Origin of the sequence: Streptomyces sp. L2, assembly GCF_004124325.1 — a bacterium.
GTDB lineage: Bacteria > Actinomycetota > Actinomycetes > Streptomycetales > Streptomycetaceae > Streptomyces.
Genome location: NZ_QBDT01000001.1, coordinates 3,469,689 through 3,486,860 on the forward strand (window position 1 = coordinate 3,469,689; position 17,172 = coordinate 3,486,860).

Consider the following 17,172-nt stretch of genomic DNA (forward strand, 5'->3'; position numbering starts at 1 on the left):
GCAGCGCAAAAGGCCAGGCCACTGGCTATGTGGCCTGGCCTTTTACAGAGCCGTTCGCAGAAACTATCCGCTTACGGCGCGTCAATTGGTCCCCGCGCACCACCACGCCGGCCATGACATAGCCCGTCCGGTTCACCCGGTTACCGTCAGCCGACCGCCGTAATGTGCCCGTCTGTCTCCCTCAGCTTGCCACGACGGTGCAGTGCATCGATGTCGGAGTCCAGGAAGCCGCGGATGTCCCTGCCCATGCGGCGCCAGCCAAAGAACTCGCCTGCATGCCGGACCAGTTCGTCCCGCGACATGCTCGGGCACTCTGCAGCAAGTTCGTACAGCGCCAACTGCCGCTCAGCCGGAGCGATATGCGCGGCTTTGCGAGGGGTGTCGCCGTCACCTGGAACGCGGGCGTCCAGCTCATTCCTGCCTGCCACGTCCAAGAAGTCACCATCGACGGCGACCTGCCCCGAGCCGACGAGACCGCGCACCACTTCCTGCACGTTGTCGCGAATCCGGTTGCCGGCCCGAGCCACGCCCCACGCCTCCCGGGCCCGCTGCACCAACAACTCCTCGTGAATGGGTCCTTCGATCCCAATGACCCTGGTAACGAACTTGCGCAGCGCGGGCCGGGCCTCCAGAGTGTGCAGTTCGTACGGTGACGACACGGTCATTTCGCTTGTCTCGTACTGCGAGCTCCACGGCCGGTCGGGCTCGGTGTCGACCAGAACGCGCACGTGATCCGCTGTAGCGATCGGAGGCACGTAGGTTGCCGGTTCCGGGGCACCGGGCGCGGCCGAGACGGCGGAGGGCGGGACCACCGCCCTGGTGCCCGGTGTACCTGCCACTTCGTCGTCCCCTGCGGGCACAGCCGGACGCGTCCTTGTATCCATCGGGGCTGTATCCGACATCGGTCCCCGCTCGACCGCCAACTCGACCGCCTCACGCAGCCTCAGCTCAGCGGCGGCCCTGCCGCGATACCAGTCGGTTCCCCAGATGCGATGCAGCCGCCAGCCCAGCCCGGCGAGAACCTCCTCCCGCAGCCGGTCGCGGTCCCTTGCCGTCCTGGATGAGTGGTACATAGCGCCGTCACACTCGATGCCGAGCGCGTAGGCGCCGGGGAACTGCGGATGGCGCACGCCGACGTCGATGCGGTATCCGGCAACGCCGACTTGCGGCTGCACCCGGTAGCCCCAGTCACGCAGCACCTGCAGGACCGACTCCTCGAAAGGGCTGTCCGGATCGGCGTCGGCCTGGGTCACGTCCTGCGCAAGGACGGCGTGACCGTTCTCGACGTACTCCAGGTACCGCTTGAGGTGCTGCACGCTTTCGTTCGCGCTGTCGGCCAAGCCGCTGCCCCGGAAGGATGCGACAACCTCCATGCGGAAACGTGCCCGGGTGACAGCGACGTTGAGGCGCCGCCAGCCGCCTCCCTTGTTGATCGGCCCGAAGTTCGTGCCGAACTTGCCATGCTCGTCGGGACCGTAGCCAATCGACATGATCATGACGTCGCGCTCGTCGCCCTGGACGGATTCGAGGTTCTTGACGAAGAACCCGTCCAGTCGATCCTCAGTGAAGCAGTCGTCCAGGTCAGGACGGGCCAGACGGGCCTGCTGAACGGCCTGGTCGATGGCCGCTGCCTGTGCTTGAGAGAGGGCGACGACCCCCAAGGTGCGGCTGGGTCGGGTATCGAAGTGATGGATGACCCGCCGGGCGACAAACTCCGCCTCCACGCGGTTGTCCCGTCGACCGCCGCGGTCGTACACGCCCTGTGCGGAGAAGAATTCAACACCGATGTCGTTGCCGTGATCCAACGCTCCGGGGAAGGTCACCAGGGAGTTGCCGTAGAAGGATCTGTTGCTGAACGTAATCAGGTCCTCGTGACGGCTTCGGTAGTGCCAGCCCAGCGAAAGCTCTCGTAGGGCACCCGCCTTGCAGACATGGAGCAGCGACTCGAAGGTGTCGGGGATGTCCTCGTCATACTCGTCGGAGTCATCCTCGACTGCCGCATCGAAGAAGGACGTGGGCGGAAGCTGCTTCTCGTCACCCGCCACGATCAGGGAACCCGCCCTGTACACGCAGTTGACGGCGTCGGCAGGGCGGACCTGCGAAGCCTCATCGAAGATGACCACGTCGAAGTGGTAGTCCGCAGGCAGGAACTGGCTCACCGTCAACGGGCTCATCATGAAGCACGGCTTGATCAGCCGGACGACTTCACGGGTCCGGCCCAGCAGTTCCCGGACCGGCATGTGGCGTCGCTTCAGCTCCGCCTGACGCTTGATTACTGCGGCAGCCCCGCCGCTGAAACGGCGCGGTCTACGCTTGTTGCATTCCTCGACCACAGCCCCGCTCGCTGCAGATACCAGCCCTCGATCGACCTCCTGGAAGTCCGCCACCCGGACATCCAGGTCTGCCGAGCGGGTGACGGCAAGCCTGGTGTCTGTGGCCAAGAGGTCGTCGGCCCAGCACTTCAGTACCGCCTGCTCCACGGCCGCAGTCAACCGCTCCGGCAGGACACCTCGTTCGACAGCACGCGGGACGATTTCGTCAATGCCATGACGGGCCAGGACGTCCAGTCCAGAGCGGTACGCCTGCCACTCTTCCGGGCCACGCGGGTCGGCCCGGAGGTCATCGACGGCCTGTTGGGCTTGATCGAAGGTGTTGAACAAGGCGAGAGACAGCTGAACCCGGCGGCGCTCCTCGAAGAGGTCGTGCAGTGCGGCCGAGGACTCAGACCAGCGCTCGGCACGGCGTGCCGCCGCGACGCACCAACCGGACAGCGCGCCACGAATGCGACGGGCCAACAGCCCTGGCAGCGGGTCGGGCTCAGCGCCATCAGCCAGGCGGGCCGCGAGAAAGTCCCGGTCAGTGCACCCCCGGGTGAGTTCCGCAACGCGATCCGCCACCGCCAGCACCGTATCCATGGTGGGCAGTTCGTCCTCGTCGTGGGGAACGTAGCCGCCCAGTGCCTCGTCGTGGTGCGCTATCAGCCGAGAGAGCTCGGACGCGGCGTTCTGCCAGGCCAGAGCATCCTTTAGGCGCTGGGGCAGCGTCTTGTCCCAGGCCCCATTGCGCGTGAGCGCGGCCACCTCCGCGCGGTCGTCCCGGTACTGGCCGGACAGCCGCGAGAAAGCGCCCCGATGCTGTTCACTGAACCTCTCGACCAGGGTCGGCAATCCTTCGGCCGCCAGCACCTGCTCACCGAAGACGTCCTCCGCTGCCCCACGGGCAGCCCCGCGGGCGGCGAAGGCGTCCCGCAACTCCCCAGCCGCTCGATGGGCCTCGCGCAGACCTTCCTCGTCTAACCATCCTGCAGGCGGCCGCTTGGCCACGGAGGCCAGATCGGCGAGTTCCAAGAGGCCGAACGCGGCCTGGGCGGTTGCTGGCTTGGGCATCCCGAACAGCTCGGCCAGCTGGGCGAGGCTTCCCGAGGGGTCGTCCGTCAGTCCCCCGTCGGCAGTAGCCAAGTCCCGGTCGGGCAGGCCCGCCTCCAGGGTGCGTATGGTCTGCCGTACGCCCTGAACAGTACGCAGTTCTGGCGTCGTTGCCGCAAACGGGCTGCGCTCGGCAACCGTGCGCAGGTCTGAGAGCGCTTCAACTGCCCGACGTCGTGTTCTCGCGGCCGGACGGGCGCCCGCTGGACCCGCGCGCGGACTACGAGGAATTCAAGGACCTGCTCACCGAAGCCGGGATCGACGAGCGCCGCCTGTACGACGGGAGCCGCCACACGGCCGGCACGATCCTGAACGAGTTGGGCGTCGACATGCCCACGATCATGGAGATCCTGCGGCACACCCAGATCAGCCAGACCCGCCGCTATGTGAAGGGCCGGTCCCAGCTGTCGAAGGACGCCATGCGGCGGATGGGCGAGTTCTTCGTCGCTGGCCCCCAGCTCACCCCCGACATCCCCGCGACCAGCGATGAGACCACCGACAGCAAAGCGGCGCGGTCCCGGAGGCGGCGTCGTATCCGCTGACAGCAGCGCCCCAGGACGAAATCGCCTTTCGGCCTGGGGCCAGTAACAGCAGACGGGTACAGGACTTCCCAGTCCATTGGCTGACAGACATGATGTACCGCCGTGAAAGACTTCGTGATTCCTCTCGCAATCGCAGTCATCGGGCTTGCAGCAACTGGCTGGGGTGCACTCGTTGGGGCGCGAGCAGCCAGGTTCGGTGCAGAGAAGAACGCCGAGGCCGTTCGACGGCAGGTGCAGGATCAAGGTGCCGTCGAGCACGGTCACTGGACGCGGCAAGAGCGCATGACCGCGTATGAGAGCTTCCTTGGAGCCTGGGATGAGTGCCTGCGCATCACCCAGACGCCTGCCGAGGACCACGCTTCCGATTCAGCGGCGCTGGAAACCCTTCGAGTGGCCGCAGTCCGCATGGCTGAGCGGGCACGGCGCATCGCCATACTCGGCCCCTTGGATGTCGCGCGTGCCGCTGAGTCTCTATCTAAGACAATGGAGCGAGACGTAAAGATCGTTGCTCGACTCACCACAGAGGTCCAAGAAGCGATAGCTGATGTGGACGGACGTCCCATCGACAACGACGCCCTAGCCGAGGCAACAGCAGAGTTCCAGCGCCGGAATCGAGACCTCACAAACCTCGTGACGTCGTATCGGGCACAAGGGCGAGACCTGCGTGAATTGGATGGACACCCAGTGCTCCGTGCAGCGCTGGAGAGCATGCAGCAGTACCGTCAGGTCTCCAGCGCCGCTCGTGATGCACTTACAGAAAACTTTGAACGACTCTCAGCAGCGTCGGAGCAAGCGTTCCCGGTGGGAGCAGAACTCATCTTGAGCCGGGAACAGCATGAAATCGATCGGCAGGCGTTCACACGTGCGGCCCGTACGGCGCTGAGCACGCCGCCCCCGCTCTCGACGTCGACTGAGACCAGAACTGAGACCTCTGACACGGGCAGCAGACTCACCCGGCGTCGCAATCACACTCACTGAACGACAAAACCCCAGGTCGGAAGCGTTTCCGACCTGGGGTTCGATAGAGCCGCCTTCGGGATTCGAACCCGAGACCTACGCATTACGAGTGCGTTGCTCTGGCCATCTGAGCTAAGGCGGCGCGCTGACCGCACTATGGTGCGATCAGCAACGTCGGTAAGTTTACACAGGTTCCCGGGGTGCTCCGTACACGCCCTCGGGGGCGGGGGGAGGCGCCCGGCGGGAGGCCTAGGAGCAGCGCTTCTGGGGGGCCGGCGGGGTGCCGTGGAGGAGGTACGTGTTGATCGCTCCGTCGATGCAGCTGCTGCCGCGGCCGTAGGCGGTGTGGCCGTCGCCCACGTAGGTGAGGAGGCGGGCGGAGGAGAGCTGGCGGGCCAGGGACTGGGCCCACGGGTAGGGGGTCGCCGGGTCCCGGGTGGTGCCGACCACGACGATCGGGGCCGCGCCCTTCGCCTCGATGCGGTGCGGCGCCCCCGTGGCACTGACCGGCCAGTACGCGCAGTTCAGCGAGGCCCAGGCCAGCCCTTCGCCGAAGACGGGGGACGCCTTCTCGAACTCGGGCAGGGCCTGCTCCACCTGCTCGGGACCGGTGAAGGCGGGCGGCAGGTCCAGGCAGTTCACGGCGGCGTTGGCCATCATCAGGTTGGTGTAGTGCCCGTCGGCGTCCCGCTCGTAGTAGCTGTCGGAGAGCGCGAGCAGGCCGGCGCCGTCGTTCTCCTTCATCGCCGAGGCCAGCGCCTCGCGCAACTGTTCCCAGGCGGCCTGGTCGTACATCGCCGCGATCACGCCGGTCGTGGCCAGGGACTCCCCCAGCTTGCGGCCGTCCGCGTCGCCGGCCGGAATCGGGTGGGCGTCCAGCTTGCCGAAGAACGCCTTGAGATGGTCGCCGACCTGCGCCGGCGTGGTGCCCTTGCCGCCCAGGGGGCAGTCGGAGTGCCGTACGCAGTCCTTCGCGAACGCCTGGAACGCCGTCTCGAAGCCCGCCGTCTGGCCCAGGTTCAGCTCGCGCGAGTCCAGGGAGGGGTCCATCGCCCCGTCCAGCACCATGCGGCCCACCCGCTGCGGGTACAGGCCCGCGTACGTCGCCCCGAGGAACGTGCCGTACGACGCGCCCACGTAGTTCAGCTTGCCGTCACCCAGGACCGCCCTCAGCATGTCCATGTCCCGCGCGGCCTCGACCGTGGAGACGTGCCGCAGCAGCCGCGCCGAGTGCGCCCCGCAGCTCTCCGCGAACGTCTTGTACGCCGTCACCAGCGCGGTCGTCTCCCTCTGGTCGTCGGGAGTCGTGTCCGTCTGCGTGTACGTGTCCATCTGGCGGCCGTCGAAGCACTCCACCGGCTCGCTGCGGGCCACGCCCCGCGGGTCCATCGCGACCATGTCGTAGCGGGCCCGGACCCCGGCCGGGTAGCCGATGCCCGCGTACTGCTGGAGGTAGCCGACCGCCGAACCGCCCGGACCGCCCGGGTTGACCAGCAGCGAGCCAAGCGGCTTGCCCTTGCCCGTGGCCTTCTTCCGGGCGACGGCCAGCCGGACGTCACCCGCGGCGGGCTTCGCGTAGTCCAGCGGGGCCTTCATCGTCGCGCACTGGAAACCGGGCGCGCCGCAGCTGCGCCAGTGCAGCTTCTGCGCGTAGTACGACGACAGCGCCGGCGGTGTCGCACGCGGCAGCGCCGCCAGCACCCCCTGCGCCGTGGCCCCGGCCGACACCGTCGAACTGCTCGGGGAACAGGCGGAGACGAGGAGGGCGGCGGCCGCGAGGAGGGTGGCGGCGGCTCGGGCCGTCGACCTGGGGCGGCGGGGGGTGGGCCTGATGTGCATCAAGCGAGCGTAACGCTGTGCGACCTCCCGAGCGCGGTGCGTCGGCTTTGTAGCTCGTTCGGGGGACGGGGGTGGCGCTCGCTCCGGTACGCCCGTGTGGGGGACGCTGCCCCGAAGCTACCGATGGCTCGCCGAGGTACGGCTGCCTCGACCTCGCCGCCCCTCAACCGGCCCGCAGCGCCATCGTCATCGCCTCCACCGCGAGCAGCGGAGCCACGTTGCGGTCCAGGGCGTCCCGGCACGCGGCGATCGCCTCGATGCGGCGCAGGGTGGACTCGGGCGATCCGGAGCGGGCCAGGCGCTCCAGCGCGTCCTCCGCGTCCGCGTTGGCGATGGCGACGCGGGAGCCGAGCTGGAGGGCGAGGACGTCACGGTAGAAGGCGGTGAGGTCGCCGAGGGCCACGTCCAGGCTGTCGCGCTGCGTACGGGTTCTGCGGCGCTTCTGCATGTCCTCCAGGTCCTTCATCACTCCCGCAGTACCGCGCGGCAGCCGCCCGCCCTGGGCCGCGCCCAGCGCCGCCTTGAGTTCCTCGGACTCCTTGCCGTCCATCTCCTCGGCGAGCTGCTTGGCGTCCTCGGCGGCCGCGTCGACGAGTTCCTGCGCGGCCTTGAGGCAGGCGCCGACCTCGTCGAGGCGCAGCGGGAGCTTGAGGACGGCCGCGCGGCGCCCGCGGGCCGCGGGGTCCGTGGCCAGGCGGCGCGCCCGGTCGACGTGCCCCTGGGTGGCGCGGGCGGCCTCGGCGGCGACGTCCGGTTCGACGCCGTCGCGCCGTACGAGCATGTCGGCGACCGCGGCGACCGACGGGGTGCTGAGGTTCAGGTGGCGGCAGCGGGAGCGGATGGTCGGCAGCACGTCCTCGATCGATGGGGCGCACAGCAGCCACACCGTGCGCGGCGCGGGCTCCTCCACCGCTTTGAGGACGGCGTTGGCCGACTTCTCGTTCAGCCGCTCGGCGTCCTCGACGAGGATGATCTGCCAGCGGCCGTTCGCCGGGGCGGTGAACGACTTGCGGACCGTGTCCCGCATGTCCTTCACCAGGATCTCGGAGCCGACGGCGGCGACCGTGGTGACGTCCGCGTGGGTGCCGAGCAGCGCGGTGTGGCAGCCGTCGCAGAAGCCGCAGCCGGGGGCTCCGCCGAGGGCACGGTCGGGGCTCACGCACTGCAGGGCGGCGGCGAAGGCCCGCGCCGCCTGGTTACGGCCGGCTCCGGGCGGGCCGGTGAACAGCCAGGCGTGCGTCATCTTCGACGACTCCGGCAGCGGTTCGTCCGCCGCGGCGGCCGTGACGAGGGCGTCGGCGTCCCGCGCGGCGGCGTCGAGCACCGCGCTCACCTTCTCCTGCCCGACGAGGTCGTCCCACACGCTCACGGGTCACGCCGCCCTTCCGTCACACTCCACGTTCCGCCACCCATTGTGCGGGTGAGCACTGACAACGGGGGCGGGTGGGCGAGGTCGGGGGTCAAGGTACGAGGTGGGGCTGGGCGAGGTGAGGCTCGGTGGGGTCAGCCGGCGAGGGCGAGCGGCGGGCGGCCAGGCTTTGCGGCCCAGCCACCCCGGGCGCCACTGAGACCGAGCCCGGCCTGGCCATCAAGCCGCTCGTTCGGCCCAGCCCGCTCAGCCCCGGCGGCCCCGGCCTCGTCCTCGGCGGCCCTTGTCCTCCTCGGCTTCCCCGGCGCCCTGCTCGTCGTAGGAGTCGTACGAGCCGAGGAGTTCGTCCGCCAGGCTCGGCAGGTCGTCCAGCGGGGTCTCCTCGGCCCAGTCGGGGCGCGGCCGACGTCGGGGGGTGCCGTCCGCGTCGAGCTGGGGCATCTCGCGGGTACGGCTCTCGGAACCGTCGGGGCCGGAGGCGGCCCGCTCGTCCCGGAACAGGCCGGGCGGCACCCGGTCCGCCGGGTCACGGTCCCGCACGGGCGGCAGTACGGCCGTCTCGTCCGCCGCACCCGGGGACACCGGCGGCAGTACGGCGGTCTCGTCGGCCGCGCCGGGAGCCACCGGTGGGAGCACCGCCGTGTCGTCCGCCGCGCCCGGGGTCGCCGGTGGCTGCGGCAGCTCGGTGGTCACCTCGGAGTCGGGGTGGGAGGCGTCCGCGGGGCGGTCCTCGCGCACGGGGCGCAGCACCGTCGTCTCGTCCGTCGGCGGGGAGACGACCGGTGTCGGCACCGTCTCCTCGGCGCCCGGCGCCGGCGGGGCGGTCCGCCGCTGGTTCCGCGAGTCGGCCGGGGACACGGCCGGGGTCGGGACCGTCGCCGTCTCCGGGGGCATCCCGGGGGCCTTCGGCTGGGGTGCCGACGGCCGGCGGGCGGCCGCGTCGGCCGAGGCGGCGGCCTCGGCCGCCTGACGGCGGGCCTCCTCGGCGCGCAGCAGGGCCTCCTCGGCCTTGCGCTGCTTCTCCAGGCGCCGGGCCTCGGCCTCGGCGTGCAGCCGGGCCTCCTCCTCGGCCTGCTTGCGGCGCCGTTCCTCTTCGGCCTTGCGGCGGGCCTCCTCCTCGGCGCGGGCCTTCTCCTCGGCGAGGAGCCGCTGCTGCTCCTCCTCGGCGCGGCGGCGCGCTTCCTCGGCCCGCTGCCGGGCCTCCTCCGCCTGCCGCTCGGCCTCCCGGCGCTGCGCCTCCTCAAGTTCGCGGCGCTTGCGCTCCTCCTCCTCGGCGCGCAGCTTGGCGAGCTGCTCCTGGCGCTCGCGCTCCAGGCGCTCCTCCTCGGCCTTGCGGGCGGCCTCTTCCTCGGCCTTGCGGCGGGCCTCTTCCTCGGCCCGCTTGCGCGCCTCCTCCTGGGCCTTGATCTCGGCCTCGGAGAGCGGCAGGACGGTGTCGAGCCGGTGCCGGATCACCGTGGTGACGGCTTCGGGTTCCTGGGCGGCGTCCACGACCAGGTAGCGGCCGGGGTCGGACGCGGCGAGCGTGAGGAAACCGGCCCGCACGCGCGCGTGGAACTCGGCCGGCTCCGACTCCAGCCGGTCCGGCGCCTCGGTGAACCGCTCGCGGGCGGCCTCCGGCGCGACGTCCAGCAGGACGGTGAGGTGCGGGACGAGCCCGTCGGTCGCCCAGCGGTTGATCCGGGCGATCTCCGTCGGGGACAGGTCGCGGCCGGCGCCCTGGTAGGCGACGGAGGAGTCGATGTACCGGTCCGAGATGACGATCGCGCCGCGCTCCAGGGCGGGCCGTACGACGGTGTCGACGTGCTCGGCCCGGTCGGCGGCGTAGAGCAGGGCCTCCGCGCGGTGGGACAGGCCGGCCGAGGACACGTCCAGCAGGATCGAACGCAGCCGCTTGCCGACCGGGGTGGCGCCCGGCTCCCGGGTGAGGACGACCTCGTGGCCCTTGGCCCGGATCCACTCGGCGAGGGCTTCGGCCTGGGTGGACTTGCCGGCGCCGTCGCCCCCCTCCAGGGCGATGAAGAAACCGTTCGACGCGGGGGCCTGGACGGGGTCGTCGCCGCCGAGCAGCGCGTCCCTGAGATCGTGCCGCAGCGGGACGCCGGAGCGGTCGTCGACCTTGGCGAGGACCAGTGCGGCGACCGGCAGCAGCAGCGCGCCGACCAGCATCAGGGTGAAGGCGGCTCCGCCGTGCGCGAAGACGAATTTGCCGTTCTCCAGGCGGTGCGGGCCGATGAGGGCGGCTACCAGGGGCGCGATGAGGACGCCGAGCGCTATGAAGACGCGGACCACCGCGTGCAGGTGCTCGGTGGTGCGCGCCCTGCGGTGGTCCTCGGTCTCCTGGTCGAGCAGGGTGTGCCCGGTGTTGGCGGCCACGCCCGCGCCGATGCCGGCCAGCGCGACGATCAGCAGGACCGTGGTGACGTCGGGGACGAGGCCACCGGCCAGGAGGGCGACGCCGGTGAAGGCGATCGCCAGGGCCAGCAGCCGGCGGCGCGAGAGCGAGGGCAGCATCGAGGGCGCCGTACGGATGCCGACGGCGACGCCGCCGGTCAGCGCGAGGACGAGCAGGCCGTACAGGACCGGGCCGCCGCCCAGGTCCTTCGCGTGCAGCACGCACACGGAGACGGCGGCGGAGATGGCTCCCGCGACGGCGGCGCAGGCCGGGACGAGCAGCGGGATGGCGCCCGTACGGCCCTTGTCCACACCGGCGCCGGTGCGCGGGCGGCGCAGGCCCTCCAGCGGGGACCGCGCGCGCGGGGTGCGGACGCCGGGCAGCTCCAGGGCGGTCAGCACCGACAGGGAGGCGGCGAACAGACCGGCCGCCACGTACGACGCGAGGGCCGCCTGGTGCTGGTCGAACCAGTCGACGCCGGTCCCGAGCAGGTTGTTGAAGAGCGCGGCGACGACGAGCGTGGCGGCGGCGAGCGGGATCGCCAGGAACGTGGTGCGCAGCGCCAGGCGGCGCAGGGCGTCCATGTGGTCCGGCAGCGGCCGTACGGTCGCTCCTTCCGGGGGCGGGGCGGGCAGCAGCGCGGGGGCCGCGCTCTCCCGGCACACCGTCCACAGGCGCTCGGCGACTCCGGTGACGAAGGCGGTGACGAGCAGATACGCCAGCGCGTTCTGCGGCGTCCAGTCGATCCAGAGGGGCGCGATGATCAGCAGCACGGCGCGCAGACCGTCGGCGCCGACCATGGTCCAGCGGCGGTCGAGCGGGCCTTCCTTGTCGGTCAGCGCGCTGAGCGGGCCGAGGAGGACGGCCCCGAAGAGCAGCGTGGCGAGGACGCGGGCCGCGAAGACGGTCGCCACCGCGAACGCGACGCCGCGGTATCCACCGCCGAAGGAGCTCTCCGCGATGGCCGCCTGGAGGGCGAGGACGACCAGCACCAGGACGGCGAGGGTGTCGCCGACACCGCTCACGAGCTGGGCGCTCCACAGGCGCCGCAGCTCCGGTCGGCGCAGCAGGGAACGGACGGCACGCTCGCGTGAGTCCGCGACGAGGGCGTCGTCCGGTGCTGGAGTGGGGGCCGTTGGCTGCTCGGCTCGCGTCATGCGTTCAGCCTATCCGCAGCCACTGACACCACACCTCGGCCGTCCGGATGCGCGACCGCCCCGACACCAAAGCGATGCCGGGGCGTTCGTTTCGCGACGCGGCGGTGACGATCCGTCGGAGCCGACGACCGGCCGGCCGGGCCGTGAGAAGCGGACTCGGCTGGGGCTGACGGTCACCCGACGGAGTGTCAGTCCTCCGTGGAGGAAGCCGTCGTCTTGGCGGCGGCCGCCTTCTTGGTGATCGTCTTCGTCGCCGTCTTCTTGGCCGTCGTCTTCTTCGCGGCGGTCGTCGTCTTCTTCGCCGCCGTCTTCTTGGCGGCCGCCTTCTTCGCCGGGGCCTTCTTCGCGGCGGCCTTCTTCGCCGTCTTCTTGGCGGGCCCCTTCGCCCGTTTCTCCGCGAGCAGTTCGAAGCCGCGCTCCGGGGTGATCTCCTCCACGCTGTCGCCGGAGCGCAGGGTCGCGTTGGTCTCGCCGTCGGTGACGTACGGACCGAAGCGGCCGTCCTTGACCACGACGGGCTTCTCGCTGACAGGGTCGGTGCCCAGCTCCTTCAGCGGCGGCTTGGCGGCGGCCCGGCCCCGCTGCTTGGGCTGGGCGTAGATCGCCAGCGCCTCTTCCAGCGTGATCGAGAAGAGCTGCTCCTCGGCCTGGAGCGAGCGCGAGTCCGTGCCCTTCTTCAGGTACGGGCCGTAGCGGCCGTTCTGCGCGGTGATCTCCACGCCCTCGGCGTCGGTGCCGACGACGCGCGGCAGCGACATCAGCTTGAGCGCGTCGTCCAGGGTGACCGTGTCCAGGGACATGGACTTGAACAGCGAGGCCGTGCGCGGCTTGACGGCGTTCTTGCCGGTCTTCGGGGTGCCCTCGGGGAGCACCTCGGTGACGTAGGGGCCGTAGCGGCCGTCCTTGGCGACGATCTGGTGGCCGGTCGTCGGGTCGGTGCCCAGCTCGAAGTCGCCGCTGGGCTTGGCCAGGAGTTCCTCGGCCAGCTCGACGGACAGCTCGTCCGGGGCGAGGTCCTCGGGGATGTCCGCCCGCTGGTGGCCTTCGGCGTCCTTCTCGCCCCGCTCGATGTAGGGGCCGTAGCGGCCGACCCGCAGGACGATGTCGTTGCCGACGGGGAACGAGGACACCTCGCGCGCGTCGATCGCGCCGAGGTCGGTCACCAGTTCCTTGAGGCCGCCGAGGTGGTCCCCGTCGCCGTTGCCGGCGTCGGCGGCGGCGCCCGCCATCGTGCCCTCGCCGAAGTAGAAGCGCTTCAGCCACGGCACGGCCTTGGCCTCGCCGCGGGCGATGCGGTCGAGGTCGTCCTCCATGCGGGCGGTGAAGTCGTAGTCGACGAGCCGCCCGAAGTGCTTCTCCAGGAGGTTGACCACGGCGAAGGACAGGAAGGACGGGACGAGCGCGGTGCCCTTCTTGAAGACGTAGCCGCGGTCGAGGATCGTGCCGATGATCGACGCGTACGTCGACGGGCGGCCGATCTCGCGCTCTTCCAGCTCCTTGACCAGGGAGGCCTCGGTGTAGCGGGCCGGGGGCTTGGTGGCGTGGCCGTCGACCGTGATCTCCTCGGCGGACAGCGCGTCGCCCTCGGCGACCTGGGGCAGCCGGCGCTCGCGGTCGTCCAGCTCGGCGTTCGGGTCGTCGGCGCCCTCGACGTAGGCCTTCAGGAAGCCGTGGAAGGTGATCGTCTTGCCGGAGGCGCTGAACTCGACGTCCCGGCCGTCGGCGGCGGCACCGGCGATCTTCACCGTCACGCTGTTGCCGGTCGCGTCCTTCATCTGGGAGGCGACGGTCCGCTTCCAGATCAGCTCGTAGAGCTTGAACTGGTCGCCGGTCAGTCCGGTCTCGGCGGGCGTGCGGAAACGGTCACCCGAGGGGCGGATCGCCTCGTGCGCCTCCTGGGCGTTCTTGACCTTCCCGGCGTACGTCCGCGGCTGCGGCGGCAGGTAGTCGGCGCCGTACAGATGCGTGACCTGGGCGCGGGCCGCGGTGACGGCGGTCTCGCTCAGCGTCGTGGAGTCCGTACGCATGTACGTGATGAAGCCGTTCTCGTACAGCTTCTGCGCGACCTGCATCGTGGCCTTCGCGCCGAAGCCGAGCTTGCGGCTGGCCTCCTGCTGCAGCGTCGTCGTACGGAACGGGGCGTACGGCGAGCGGCGGTACGGCTTGGACTCGACGGACCGCACGGAGAAGCGGGTGTTCTCCAGGGCGGCGGCGAGGGCGCGGGCGTTCGCCTCGTCGAGGTGGAGGGTGTTCGCGCTCTTGAGTTGTCCCAGGGAGTCGAAGTCGCGGCCCTGGGCGACCCGCCTGCCGTCGACGGTCTGCAGGCGGGCGACCAGCGACGACGGGTCCGAGGGGTCCCCCGCGCGGCCGGTCGCGAAGGTGCCCGTCAGGTCCCAGTACTCAGCGGAACGAAAAGCGATGCGCTCGCGTTCCCGCTCCACCACGAGCCGTGTGGCGACCGACTGGACGCGCCCGGCGGACAGCCGCGGCATGACCTTCTTCCACAGCACCGGCGAGACCTCGTAGCCGTAGAGGCGGTCGAGGATGCGGCGGGTCTCCTGGGCGTCGACCAGCTTCTGGTTGAGCTCGCGCGGGTTGGCCACGGCCTCGCGGATCGCGTCCTTGGTGATCTCGTGGAAGACCATCCGCTTGACGGGGATCTTCGGCTTGAGGACCTCCTGGAGGTGCCAGGCGATCGCCTCGCCCTCCCGGTCCTCATCGGTGGCGAGGAACAGCTCGTCGGAGTCCTTCAGCAGGTCCTTGAGCTTCTTGACCTGGGCCTTCTTGTCGGCGTTGACCACGTAGATCGGCTGGAAGTCGTGCTCGACGTCCACCCCGAGGCGGCGGACCTCGCCGGTGTACTTCTCGGGGACCTCGGCGGCGCCGTTGGGAAGGTCACGGATGTGCCCGACGCTCGCTTCGACGACGTAGCCGGGGCCGAGGTAGCCCTTGATCGTCTTCGCCTTGGCAGGCGACTCGACGATGACGAGTCGGCGGCCGCCCTGTGCGGTCTCGCTGGTCGGGGACAACTTCGCTCTTCTCTCCGGTCGACGCTGGGGGCCTCCCCAGGCATGGTCCCGGGGTCGCGGCGTGCATGGTGGCTCGTGTGACGCTGCGGAGTGTGACGGTACATCCCGCCCCCGTGTCAAACGGGAAAAGCCCACAACGGCCACTCGAACGGTAACCCGACTACCGCCATTCCTGCCGCCCGGACCACCCGGCAGTCCGCGGCCCCTGTCCGGAGGGTGACGCTCCCCTTACTCTCGCGGCACTTCCGCGGAAGACGCGCCCTCCGACGTCAGAGGCGGGTCAGGCAGTATGCGCCCAGGCCGAGCGAGGCGATTCCGGCGGCGCTCGCGAGGGTGGCCGATGCGATCCGGTTCACACCGAGCGCCACGGGTTCGTGCCGCCACAGCCGCACCGTCGTCCACAGGCTCACGGCAGCCCCGAACAGGCAGAACGCCACTCCTCCGAAGATCGCCGACTCGCTCTCCATGGCGTGCGCCCCTTCCCCCGTCGTCCCGGTGTGCCCAGGGCGGGGAGGGTGGCACGCGCGGGAGACGGGCGGGCGACGGCCGGGTGAACGGGAGGGCACATCACAGTCGAACACGTGATCGACGTAAGGTCGGTGCGCCCGCCCAGCCGTGTTTTTCTGGTCTTTTTCCGGCCTTTTTCCGCTGGGAGGTGCCGGCGGCCCGTGCCTCCGGCATGTCCCGTGCGCTACGACGCCCTGCCACGGGTGCGCTACGACGCCCGCCGGAGCACGCGCTACGACGCCCCGCGCATCCGGCGTACGGCCGCGAGGCGGCTCGGGAGCGAGGCGGCTCGGGAGCGCGCGGCGCCGTCGTCAGGCCAGGGGCTCCAGAAAGCCCTGTTCCACGAGCAGCCGGATCTGCGCGGGCGTGCGGTCGCGCAGCAGCACCGGGTCCTCGCCGACGAGCTGGGCGATGGCGTCCAGGATGCGGCCCGCGCTCAGCGTGCCGTCGCAGACGCCCGCGAAGCCGGCGCCCACAGTGTCCACCTTCGTGGCCCGGCGCATCCCGCGGTGCTGGCGCAGCACCACGTGCTCCGGGTCCTCGGCGCCGGGCAGACCGACCTGCTCCTGGACGACCTCGGCGGCGAGCCTGAAGTGGCCCTCCAGGAGCGCGGCGTCGTCGTGCTCGCGCAGGTGGTCGACGCGGTCGAAGTGCGCCCGGATCGTCTCCCCGAGGGGCTGCTCGACCGGGTGCGGCCACTCCTCCACGACGACGGACGGCTCGGCGGCAGCCGTCTTGCGCAGGGTGATCCAGCCGAAGCCCACGGCCTTGACCTTGCGCGCCTCGAACTCGTCGAGCCAGGCGTCGTACCGGGCCTGGTACTCCGCCGGGTCGGCGCGGTGGTCACCGGCGTCCCGGAGCCACAGCTCGGCGTACTGCGTGACGTCCTGCACCTCGCGCTGCACGATCCAGGCATCGCAGCCGCGCGGCACCCATGACCTGATCCTGTCCTGCCAGTCCTCTCCTGCCACGTGCTGCCAGTTGGCGAGGAACTGCGCGAACCCGCCCTCGTTGAGCCGTTCCCCCGCCTGCTGAACGAGCGAGCGGCACAGATCGTCCCCGCCCATCCCGCCGTCCCGGTACGTCAGCCGGGCGCCCGGGGAGATCACGAAGGGCGGGTTGGACACGATCAGGTCGAACGTCTCGTCGTCCCTGACGGGCTCGAACAGCGAACCCTCGCGCAGGTCGGCGGCCGGTGCGCCGGAGAGGGCGAGGGTGAGCGCGGTGAAGTGCAGCGCGCGCGGGTTGACGTCGGTCGCCGTCACGCGCGTGGCGTGCTGGGCGGCGTGCAGGGCCTGGATGCCGGAGCCGGTGCCGAGGTCGAGCGCCGCGGCGACGGGCGTGCGGACGGTGATCCCGGCGAGGGTGGTGGAGGCGCCGCCGACGCCCAGGACGACCCCCTCCGCGCGCTGTCCGACACCGCCGGCGCCGCCGACCGCGCAGCCCAGGTCGGACACGATGAACCAGTCCTCGCCGTCGAGCCCGCCGTACGGCCGTACGTCCACGGTCGCGGCGATTTCGTCACTACCCACGCGCGTGAGCCACCCGGCCTCCAGGGCCTCCTCGACCGGCAGAACGGCCGCCACGCGCGCGTGGGGCACCGGTTGCTGCAGCAGGAAGAGCCGTACGAGCGTCTCCAGCGGGGTATCGCCCCGGGTCACCCTGAGGGCGGGCACGATCTCGCTGCGGGCCAGCGCCGCGTACGCGGGGGCGCCGAGCAGGTCGAGCAGCCCGTCGGCGGTGAAGGACGCGGCGAGCAGCGCGTCCCGCAGCCGGGCGGTGACGTCGGGACGGTCGGAGTCGGGCAGAGGGGCGAGGCCGGAGTCAGTCACGCCCCCATTGTGTCCCGCGAGGACCTCCCGGGTCGGCCACAGCACGGCCTGCCCGGACTCTCGGCCGCAGGGCACCGGTGCACCGAGAGGCACGGCGGAGCCGCCGGAAGCACGGGGCAG

8 protein-coding genes, 1 tRNA gene and 1 pseudogene are annotated in these 17,172 nt (G+C 71.0%); 2 read left to right on the forward strand and 8 right to left on the reverse strand.

Features of this window, described 5'->3' with window-relative positions; translation table 11 throughout:
* Nucleotides 1–146 precede the first annotated feature (146 nt).
* Nucleotides 147–3,458, reverse strand: coding sequence for a DUF3320 domain-containing protein (locus DBP14_RS15040; protein WP_241740919.1), 3,312 nt, complete (start codon nucleotides 3,456–3,458; stop codon nucleotides 147–149).
* A 140-nt stretch (nucleotides 3,459–3,598) separates the two neighbouring features.
* Between DBP14_RS15040 and DBP14_RS15045 the strand changes: the two are divergent.
* Together DBP14_RS15045 and DBP14_RS15050 are read left to right on the forward strand one after the other, a co-directional pair.
* Nucleotides 3,599–3,967 (forward strand): annotated as a pseudogene (locus tag DBP14_RS15045) (tyrosine-type recombinase/integrase); the annotation flags it as partial.
* A 102-nt stretch (nucleotides 3,968–4,069) separates the two neighbouring features.
* Nucleotides 4,070–4,945 carry a hypothetical protein gene (locus tag DBP14_RS15050; protein ID WP_129307715.1) on the forward strand — a complete coding sequence of 292 codons (876 nt, stop codon included), beginning with the start codon at nucleotides 4,070–4,072 and terminating at the stop codon, nucleotides 4,943–4,945.
* 47 nt (nucleotides 4,946–4,992) lie between these two features.
* On the opposite strand, the gene DBP14_RS15055 is transcribed toward DBP14_RS15050, so the two are convergent.
* The 7 genes from DBP14_RS15055 to DBP14_RS15085 all read right to left on the reverse strand — a co-directional run bounded on the left by DBP14_RS15055 (nucleotide 4,993) and on the right by DBP14_RS15085 (nucleotide 17,052).
* Nucleotides 4,993–5,066 (reverse strand) — tRNA-Thr (locus DBP14_RS15055).
* A 107-nt stretch (nucleotides 5,067–5,173) separates the two neighbouring features.
* Nucleotides 5,174–6,763, reverse strand: a complete 1,590-nt coding sequence (locus tag DBP14_RS15060) for an alpha/beta hydrolase (protein ID WP_129307716.1) — start codon at nucleotides 6,761–6,763, stop codon at nucleotides 5,174–5,176.
* 163 nt (nucleotides 6,764–6,926) lie between these two features.
* Nucleotides 6,927–8,132 carry a DNA polymerase III subunit delta' gene (locus DBP14_RS15065; protein WP_129307717.1) on the reverse strand — a complete coding sequence of 402 codons (1,206 nt, stop codon included), beginning with the start codon at nucleotides 8,130–8,132 and terminating at the stop codon, nucleotides 6,927–6,929.
* Nucleotides 8,133–8,378: 246 nt separating this feature from the next.
* A complete protein-coding gene (tmk, locus tag DBP14_RS15070; RefSeq protein ID WP_129307718.1) occupies nucleotides 8,379–11,684 on the reverse strand; it encodes a dTMP kinase in 3,306 nt (1,101 codons plus the stop codon).
* A gap of 188 nt (nucleotides 11,685–11,872) precedes the next feature.
* Nucleotides 11,873–14,713 carry a type I DNA topoisomerase gene (topA, locus tag DBP14_RS15075; RefSeq protein WP_129307719.1) on the reverse strand — a complete coding sequence of 947 codons (2,841 nt, stop codon included), beginning with the start codon at nucleotides 14,711–14,713 and terminating at the stop codon, nucleotides 11,873–11,875.
* 269 nt (nucleotides 14,714–14,982) lie between these two features.
* A complete protein-coding gene (locus tag DBP14_RS15080; protein WP_129307720.1) occupies nucleotides 14,983–15,180 on the reverse strand; it encodes a hypothetical protein in 198 nt (65 codons plus the stop codon).
* Between the two features lie 351 nt (nucleotides 15,181–15,531).
* Nucleotides 15,532–17,052 carry a class I SAM-dependent methyltransferase gene (locus DBP14_RS15085; protein ID WP_129307721.1) on the reverse strand — a complete coding sequence of 507 codons (1,521 nt, stop codon included), beginning with the start codon at nucleotides 17,050–17,052 and terminating at the stop codon, nucleotides 15,532–15,534.
* Nucleotides 17,053–17,172 lie beyond the last annotated feature (120 nt).

What these genes read in the sequence shown, in the direction of transcription:
- DBP14_RS15060 (WP_129307716.1), bottom strand. Translation starts at nt 6,763, where the DNA reads ATGCACATCAGGCCCACCCCCCGCCGCCCCAGGTCGACGGCCCGAGCC.
- tmk (WP_129307718.1), bottom strand. Translation starts at nt 11,684, where the DNA reads ATGACGCGAGCCGAGCAGCCAACGGCCCCCACTCCAGCACCGGACGAC.
- DBP14_RS15080 (WP_129307720.1), bottom strand. Translation starts at nt 15,180, where the DNA reads ATGGAGAGCGAGTCGGCGATCTTCGGAGGAGTGGCGTTCTGCCTGTTC.